This is a genomic window from Micromonospora sp. 4G55 (assembly GCF_016803375.1).
The window spans coordinates 1-8,282 of the sequence record NZ_JAEVHN010000250.1 but is presented as its reverse complement, the minus strand read 5'-3'; the positions used below and the strand labels follow the sequence as shown (position 1 = coordinate 8,282).

Below are 8,282 nucleotides of genomic sequence, written 5' to 3'. Positions count from 1 at the left end.
AGGAAGGCGTCCACCTGGTCGGCGGTGAGGATCAGCGGCGGGGCGAGCCGGACCACGTCCGGCTGCACCGGGTTGACCAGGAAGCCCGCCTCGCGCAGCGCGGCGGTGACCGGGCCGGAGGCCGGGGCGGTGAGCGCGATCCCGAGCAGCAGGCCGGCGCCGCGGACCTCGGCGACCAACGGGTGGCCGAGCGCCTCGACGCCCCGGCGCAGCCGTTCGCCGGTCCGCTTGACGTGATCGAGCAGCCCCTCGCTGGCGATGGTGGCGACCACCGCCAGGGCGGCGGCACAGCTGACCGGGTTGCCGCCGAAGGTGGTGCCGTGCGAGCCGGGGGCGAGCAGCTCCCCGGCCCGCCCGAAGGCGAGGCAGGCCCCGATGGGCATGGGCAGCCCGCCGCCGAGCCCCTTGGCCAGGGTCACCACGTCCGGCTCGATCCCGTCGGCCTGGTGGGCGAACCAGTGCCCGGTGCGGCCGATCCCGGTCTGCACCTCGTCCAGGACGAGCAGGGCGCCGTGCCGGGCGGTGATCCGCCGCGCGTCGGCCAGGTAGCCGGCGGGCGGCACGACGACGCCGTTCTCACCCTGGATCGGCTCCAGGATCACCATGGCGGTCGCGTCGCTGACGGCCGCGTCGAGGGCGGCGGTGTCGCCGTACGCCACGTGGGTGACGTCGCCGGGCAGCGGGCGGAACGGGTCGGCCTTGGCGGGCTGGCCGGTGAGCGCGAGCGCCCCCATGGTCCGGCCGTGGAAGCCGCCCCGGGCGGCCACCACGTGACTGCGGCCGGTGAGCCGGGAGAGCTTGAACGCCGCCTCGTTGGCCTCCGCGCCGGAGTTGGCGAAGAACACCCGGCCGGGCCGGCCGGCGAGGGCCAGCAGCAGCTCCGCCAGGGCCACCGGGGGCTCGGCGACGAACAGGTTGGAGACGTGGCCCAGGGTGGCGACCTGCCGGGAGACGGCGGCCACCACGGCCGGGTGGGCGTGGCCGAGGGCGTTGACCGCGATGCCGCCGAGCAGGTCGACGTACTCCCGGCCGGCCTCGTCGACCACGACGGCGCCGGAGCCGGAGACCAGCGCCAGCGGCGGGGTGCCGTAGTTGTCCATCAGGGCCTGGCCCCAGCGTTCGACCAGCGTGCTCATGCGGGAACCGTGCCTTCCCTGTTCGCGACTGCGGGGCTCGCGCTCACGACCATCGTGCCGAATCCTTCCGAGGTGAAGACCTCCAACAGCGTGGAGTGGGCGACCCGGCCGTCGACGACGTGCGCGGCGGGTACGCCCCCGCGCACCGCCCGCAGGCAGGCCTCCATCTTCGGGACCATCCCCGACTCCAGGGACGGCAGCAGCTTCGCCAGCTCGTCGTCGGTGATCTCGCTGACCAGGCTGGCGGTGTCCGGCCAGTCGGCGTACAGGCCGGCCACGTCGGTGAGCACCACCAGCTTGCGGGCGTCGAGGGCGACGGCGAGCGCGGCGGCGGCGGTGTCGGCGTTGAGGTTGTGCAGCACCCCGTCGACGTCCGGCGCGACGGTCGAGATGACCGGGATCCGGCCGGCCGCGATCAGGTCGGTCACCGCCGAGACGTCGACCGACTCCACGTCGCCGACCTGCCCGACGTCCACCGGCTGCCGTCGACGTACGCGGGCCGGCGGACGGCGGTGAACAGCCCGGCATCCTCGCCGGAGAGGCCGACGGCGAACGGGCCGTGCGCGTTGATCAGCCCGACCAGTTCCCGGCCGACCTGCCCGACCAGCACCATCCGGACGACGTCCATCGCCTCGGGGGTGGTGACCCGCAGGCCGCCCCGGAACTCGCTGGCGATGCCGAGCCGCCCGAGCATGGCGGAGATCTGCGGGCCGCCGCCGTGCACGACGACCGGCTTGAGGCCGGCGTAGCGGAGGAAGACCATGTCGGCGGCGAAGGCGCGCTGGAGCGCGGGTTCGACCATGGCGTTGCCGCCGTACTTGACCACGACGGTGGCGCCGGAGAGGCGGGCCAGCCAGGGCAGGGCCTCGATCAGCGTCTCGGCCTTGGCCTGGGCCCGGGTGAGGTCGGCGGTGAGGCTCATGAGGAGTACGCCGAGTTTTCGTGCACGTACGCGTGCGACAGGTCGTTGGTCCAGATCGTCGCGGCCGAGGAGCCGGCGTGCAGGTCGATCCGGATGGTGACGTCCCGGCCGGACAGGTCGACCTTGGCGCGGTCCTCGGCGGCGGCGCCGGAGCGGCACACCCAGATCCCGTTGACCGCGACGTCGACGCCGTCCGGCTCGAAGGCGGCGGCGGTGGTGCCCACGGCGGCGAGGATCCGCCCCCAGTTCGGGTCGTTGCCGAACAGCGCGGTCTTGACCAGGTTGTTCCGGGCCACCGACCGGCCCACCTCGACCGCGTCCGCCTCGGTGGCGGCGCGACGACGTCGATCGCGATCTGCTTGGTCGCGCCCTCGGCGTCGGCGATGAGCTGCTGGGCCAGGTCGTGGCAGGCGGCGGTGACCGCGGCGGTCAGCTCCTCCTGGGTGGGCTCGACGCCGGACGCGCCGCTGGACAGCAGCAGCACCGTGTCGTTGGTCGACATGCAGCCGTCGGAGTCGATCCGGTCGAAGGTGACCGAGGTGGCGGCCCGCAGCGCGGCGTCGAGCGTCTCCGGCCCGGCGACCGCGTCGGTGGTGAGCACGCAGAGCATGGTGGCCATGGCCGGGGCGAGCATCCCGGCGCCTTGGCCATGCCGCCGACGGTCCAGCCGCTGCCCCGGGCGACCGTGGTCTTGGGGCCGGGTGTCGGTGGTCATGATCGGCCGTCGGCGGCCGCCGTGGCCGCCGTCGCGGCCGAGCCCCCGGATGGCGCTGCGCACGCCGGGCAGCAGCTTCTGCATCGGCAGCCGCTCGCCGATCAGGCCGGTGGAGCAGACCGCGACCTCGCCGGCGCGAGCATCAGCCGGGGGCTGACCGAGGTCAGCGCGGCGGCGGTGTGCTCGGCGGTGGCGTGGGTGTCCTGGAAGCCGGCCGGGCCGGTGCAGGCGTTGGCGCCGCCGGAGTTGAGCACCACGGCGCGGACCACGCCGCCCCGGACGACCTGCTGGGTCCAGAGCACCGGCGCGGCCTTGACCCGGTTGGCGGTGAAGACACCGGCGATCCCGGCGTCGGGGCCGTCGTTGACGACGAGGGCGAGGTCGGCGGCGCCGCTGGTCTTGAGGCCGGCGGCGACCCCCGCTGCCCGGAATCCCCGGGGGGTGGTGACGGTCATGGCGCGACTCCGAAGACGGGGAGGCCGGTGGTCTCGGGCAGGCCGAGCATGAGGTTGGCGCACTGCACGGCCTGGCCGGCGGCGCCCTTGCCGAGGTTGTCGATCGCGCTGACCACGATCACCCGGCCGGAGTCGACGTCGACGCCCGCCTGCAGGTGGCAGGAGTTCGAGCCGGCCGTGGCGGCGGTGTGCGGCCAGGCGCCCTCGGGCAGGACGTGCACGAACGGCGCGTCCGCGTACGCGGCGGCCAGCACGTCGCGCGGGTCGGCGTCGCCGGTCGGCACCGCGGTGACGGTGGCGAGGATGCCGCGCGGCATGGGCGCGAGCACCGGGGTGAAGGAGAGGCTGGTCGCGCCGGTGGCCTGCTTGATCTCCGGCACGTGCTGGTGGGCGCCGACCTTGTAGGGCGACAGGTCGCCCATCACCTCGCTGCCGAGCAGGTGGGCCTTGGCGGCCCGGCCGGCGCCGGAGGTGCCCGAGGCGGCGACCACCACCACGTCGGTGGGGAAGACCGCGCCGGCGGCGATCAGCGGGGCCAGGGCGAGGGTGGTGGCCACGGCGTAGCAGCCGGTGCTGGCCACCCGGGTGGCGGCGGCGATCGCCGCCCGCTGGCCGGGCAGCTCGGGCAGGCCGTAGGTCCAGGCGCCGGCGTGCGGTCCGCCGTAGTAGCGGGCCCAGGCGTCGGCGTCGTGCAGCCGGTGGTCGGCGCCGAGGTCGACCACCTTGACCGTCGCCGGCAGGGCGGCGGCGAGGGCCGCCGACTCGCCGTGCGGCAGGGCCAGGAAGACCAGGTCCGCGTCGGCCAGGGCCGCCGGGTCGGTCGCCGCGAGCGTCAGGTCGAGGCCCGCGAGCTGCGGGTGTACGGCGCTGACGGGCTGACCGGCCTGGGAATGGGCGGTGGCGGCGACGAGGTCGAGCTCGGGGTGCCCGGCGATCAGGCGCAGCAGCTCACCCCCGGCGTACCCGCTCGCCCCGGCGACCGCAACTCGAATGCCCATACTCACCTCCGCATGACTATGCAGAAAAGGCTAGCGGTCCGGACCCCTCACTGCAAGTTCATACGTCCCACTGCATGGACATGTGATCGTGACTCCGGTCACCGGGCGGGACGACAACGGCCGGGACTACAGGCGGCCCTCCTCGACCGCCCGGGTCACCCATGGCACGACCTCGTCGAGCATCTCGTCCAGCGAGGTGGTGGCGGTGAAGTCGAGGACCTCGCGGGCCTTGGTCACGTCCGGCACCCGCTTCTGCACGTCGTACTGGTAGGGCTCGTCGGAGACGTACCGGAACGGCAGGTCCGGGCCCTTGATCTTGCGCCAGATCAGCTCGGCCAGCTCCAGCACGCTGGTCGACTCGGCGGTGGAGAGGTTGAAGTCCTCGTTGTGGGCCGCCGGGTGCTCCACTGCGGTGGCGATGCCCCGGGCCAGGTCCCCGCCGTAGGTGTAGTGCCGCACCTGGTGGCCCTCGCCGAGGATGTGCAGCGGATCCTGCCCCTTGACGATCTTCTGCACCAGGTCCGGCACCACGTGCGACATGGCGAGCTTGACGTTGCCGGAGAGCACCTCGGCCTGGCCCAGCGCCCGCCCCTCCCCCACGCCGACGCAGTTGAACGGCCGGACGATGGTGTACGGCAGCTGGTACTGCTCCCAGGCGGCCCGGGCGTAGTACTCCACGGCCAGCTTCTGAAAGCCGTACGAGGACAGCGGCGGCGGGATGCGCCGCTCGTCGCCCTCCCGGCTGGGCCAGTGCTCGGTGGACTCGTAGACCATCGAGGAGGAGAGGTAGGTGACCTTCGCCAGGCTGCCGTCGCGGTGGGCGCGGATGGCCGCGTCGCAGGTGGCCGCCATGATCCGCTCGTTGGTGGCGAGCAGGTCGTAGGCGTAGGCGTGGAAGTAGGAGATGCCGCCGATCATCGCCGCCCCGGCGACCAGGTGGTCGCAGCCGTCCAGCAGCTCGGTGAGCAGGTCGACGTCGCGGGCGTCGCCCTCCACGAACCGGAACCGGGGATGGGTGTCGTAGCTGTGGGTGACCGGGCCGTACTTGGAGAAGTTGTCGATGCCGACCACCTCGTGGCCCCGGCCCAGCAACTCCTCGACGAGGTAACCGCCGATGAAGCCGGCCGAACCAGTTACCAGGACCTTCGCCACGTGCGCTCCTATGCGGTCTTCTCGTACTCGGTGCTGTCCCGCTCGCCGCGCGGGGCGGGCACGGCCGGGGCCGTGCGGGTGGTCAGCTTCTCCGGGCTCAGCCGTCGACCGTAGGCGAAGAAGTACCACCGCAGGTAGCCGGGGAGGAACCGACCCAGGTCGAAGTGGGACTCCCCCAGCGGCCGGTCCAGCCAGATGGTGGGGATCTCGGCGACCGGTAGCCGCAGCCGGGTGGCCTTCGCGGTCAGCTCCAGCCCGATCTCGAAGCCGGTACGCGACTCGATGCCGACCTCCCGGACGAACGCCGTGTCGTACGCCTTGAAGCTGTTGGTGGCGTCCCGGGTGCCCACCCGGGCCAGCGTGTAGAGGCTGCGCCCCGCCCAGCGGGACATCATCCGCTTGAGCCGGGGCCCGCCGACCTGCTGCCCGCCGGGCATGTAGCGGGAGGCGGCGGCGACCACCACGCCCCGGTCCACCAGCCGGGCCAGCTCGTCGATCTGGCGCGGATCGTCACAGCCGTCGGCCATGGTGACCACGACGACCGGGGCGAGCGCGGCGTCGATGCCGAACCGGATGGCGTTGGCCGGCCCGCGCCCGTACGTGTTGAGCACCGCGCGCACCCGCGGGTCCGTGCGGGCGATCTGCTCGACGTACGGGACGGTGGTGTCCTCCGGCATGTCGTGCACGATCAGCACCTCGGCCGGGAGCAGCATCTCGCGCAGCATCCGTTCGAGGCAGCGCAGGATGGCCTCGCCCTCGTTGTAGACCGGCACGATCACCGACACCCGCGGCCTCACACCCGCACCCCCGTCCCGGTCAGGCCCCACATGTCGATCACCGGCTTGTCGGTGTCCAGCCGGGCGTACTGCTCGTGCGGGGCGGCGATGACCAGCAGGTCGGCCCGGCGCAGCACCTCGTCCAGGTCGACCAGGCGCTCGTCGGCGACGTACGGGTCGGTGCAGATGGTCTCCCGGGTCTTCAGCGCCAGGATCTTGCGCAGCTTGTACGCCAGGCTCTCCCGCGGGTCGTCGGAGCCGCCCTTGAAGGCCATCCCGAGGATGCCCACGGTCAGCTCCGACAGGTCGAACCGGTCCTCCAGCCGGGACACCAGGTAGAGCGGCAGCCCCTCGTTGATCAGCATCGCGGAGTGGCCCAGCACGAAGTTGTTCCGGTTGAACGCGGCCAGCTGCATGGTGTCCTTGAACAGGCACGGCCCGGCGGCGAAGCCCGGCATCGGCAGGTCCGCCGCGCGCGGGTAGTCGTGGGCGACCGCGTGCCGGATCCGGGCGAAGTCCAGCCCGAAGTCGTTGGCCATCATCCAGAACTGGTTGGCGGTGGCGAACTTGATGTACCGCCAGGTGTTGGTGAACAGCTTCGCCAGCTCCGCCTCCTCCGGCTCGAGCGGGACGATCTGCTCGGTGAGGTGCCGGAACAGCTTCTCCGCCCGGGCCAGGGCGGCGGGCGTGCGGGCCGCGACGATCTGCGGCAGCGTGAACAGCTCGGTCATCGCCCGGCCCTCGGCGATCCGCTCCGGGCAGAACGCCACGTCGGCCTTGACGCCCTTGCCGGCGAGCAGCTTCTCGGTCAGCGCCGTCACACCCGGGTAGACGGTGCTGCGCAGCACCACCAGTTGCCCGTCGCGCAGGTGCTCGGCGCAGCGCTCCAGCGCCCGGGGCACCGCGCCCAGGTCCGGGTTGAGGTGCTCGTCGACGGGCGTGCCGACGACCACCACGAGGTGCTCGGAGGCGCCCACGGCGACCGGGTCGGTGGTGGCCCGCAGCCGGCCGGCGGCGACCGCCTCGGCCAGCGCGTCGGCCGCGCCCGGCTCGGCGAAGGGCAGGGTGCCCGCGTTCACCGTGGCGACCGCGTCGGCGTTGATGTCGTACAGCACGACGGAGAGGCCGCGGGCGGCGAACGCGATGCCCAGCGGCAAGCCGACCCGGCCACAACCCCCGACGATGCAGACGTCGACGGAGAGCGGCGCGGGGCCCGGATCCTCGGACATGGGGTCAGCTCCCGGTGGGGGTGGTGGGGGTGTGATCGGGGTGGTGGTCGGAATCCAAGCAGGTTAACCGCTCACATGTGACCCGTGGGTAGCCGAACATGCCGTCGGCGGTGGCCTTTCGGCCGATGCCTCACCGTCCGTGGCACATCGATCACCCTCCCGGAACCCGGCGTGGCCGGGGCCGGAGCGTGCCGGCCAGCCGCCGGTGCGACCAGTGCCTGTGGGTGCGGCGTGGGCCAGCAGCTCGGCGAGCCGCCGCTACGTCTCGGTCTCGCCGCCGTCGGCCGGCGACCGACACGACGAGGGGCCCTTCCCACCGTCGCGGAAGGGGCCCCTCGCCGGCCGGTCAGGCGCCGCGCAGCGTGGCGCCGAACCGCTGCGCCGCGAGGGCGACGGCCGCGTCGCGGGCGGCCACCGCCTCTTCCACGGTCAGCGTCCGGTCCGGGGCCCGGAAGGTGAGCTTGTACGCCAGCGACCGGCGTCCCGCGCCGAGCTGCTCCGAGGCGTACACGTCGAAGAGCCGGACGCTCTCCAGCAGCTCGCCGGCGCCCTCGACCAGCGCCTGCTCCACCTGGGCCGCGGGCACCGACTCGTCCAGTACCAGCGCCACGTCGATCAGCGCCGGCGGGAAGCCGGACACGGTCGGCGCGGGCGCGACCGGCGGGGCCGGCAACGCGTCCAGGTCCAACTCCATGGCGCTGGTGCGGCGGGGCAGCTCCAGCGCCGCCACCACGGCCGGGTGCAGCTCGCCGGCGTGACCGACGATCGCCCCGTCGACCAGCAGCCTCCGCGCAGCGCCCCGGGTGCCAGGGCGCGTACTCGACGGCCCGCACCTCGATCCGGTCCGCCGGGATGTCGGCGGCGGCGAGCACCACCCGGCCGGCCTCGACCGCGTCCGC

Annotated in this window: 6 protein-coding genes and 3 pseudogenes; all 9 read right to left on the bottom strand. The window is 73.6% G+C overall.

Features of this window, described 5'->3' with window-relative positions:
* The coding region (locus JNW89_RS20055; protein WP_238450060.1) for an acetylornithine transaminase at positions 1 to 1,136 on the bottom strand (1,136 nt) is incomplete at its 3' end.
* A pseudogene (argB, locus tag JNW89_RS20050) lies at positions 1,133 to 2,058 on the bottom strand (acetylglutamate kinase). The pseudogene argB and the gene JNW89_RS20055, both read right to left, overlap by 4 nt.
* A pseudogene (locus JNW89_RS20045) lies at positions 2,055 to 2,857 on the bottom strand (bifunctional ornithine acetyltransferase/N-acetylglutamate synthase). The pseudogenes argB and JNW89_RS20045 overlap by 4 nt, the downstream one beginning before the upstream one ends.
* A 17-nt stretch (positions 2,858 to 2,874) precedes the next feature.
* The gene (locus tag JNW89_RS36835; RefSeq protein WP_255541018.1) at positions 2,875 to 3,228 is read right to left on the bottom strand and encodes a bifunctional ornithine acetyltransferase/N-acetylglutamate synthase; all 354 of its coding nucleotides are present in this window, start codon (positions 3,226 to 3,228) and stop codon (positions 2,875 to 2,877) included.
* Positions 3,225 to 4,226, bottom strand: a complete 1,002-nt coding sequence (gene argC / locus JNW89_RS20040; RefSeq protein ID WP_238450059.1) for an N-acetyl-gamma-glutamyl-phosphate reductase — start codon at positions 4,224 to 4,226, stop codon at positions 3,225 to 3,227. The genes JNW89_RS36835 and argC overlap by 4 nt, the downstream gene beginning before the upstream one ends.
* A gap of 126 nt (positions 4,227 to 4,352) precedes the next feature.
* On the bottom strand, positions 4,353 to 5,378 hold the full coding sequence (locus tag JNW89_RS20035) for an NAD(P)-dependent oxidoreductase (protein ID WP_238450058.1): 1,026 nt from the start codon (positions 5,376 to 5,378) through the stop codon (positions 4,353 to 4,355).
* Between the two features lie 8 nt (positions 5,379 to 5,386).
* Positions 5,387 to 6,175 (bottom strand): glycosyltransferase family 2 protein, encoded by a 789-nt coding sequence (locus JNW89_RS20030; protein WP_238450057.1) that lies wholly within the window; start codon positions 6,173 to 6,175, stop codon positions 5,387 to 5,389.
* Positions 6,172 to 7,383 carry a nucleotide sugar dehydrogenase gene (locus tag JNW89_RS20025; protein ID WP_238450056.1) on the bottom strand — a complete coding sequence of 404 codons (1,212 nt, stop codon included), beginning with the start codon at positions 7,381 to 7,383 and terminating at the stop codon, positions 6,172 to 6,174. The genes JNW89_RS20030 and JNW89_RS20025 overlap by 4 nt, the downstream gene beginning before the upstream one ends.
* A gap of 346 nt (positions 7,384 to 7,729) precedes the next feature.
* Positions 7,730 to 8,282: pseudogene (locus JNW89_RS20020) on the bottom strand (phenylalanine--tRNA ligase subunit beta); the annotation flags it as partial.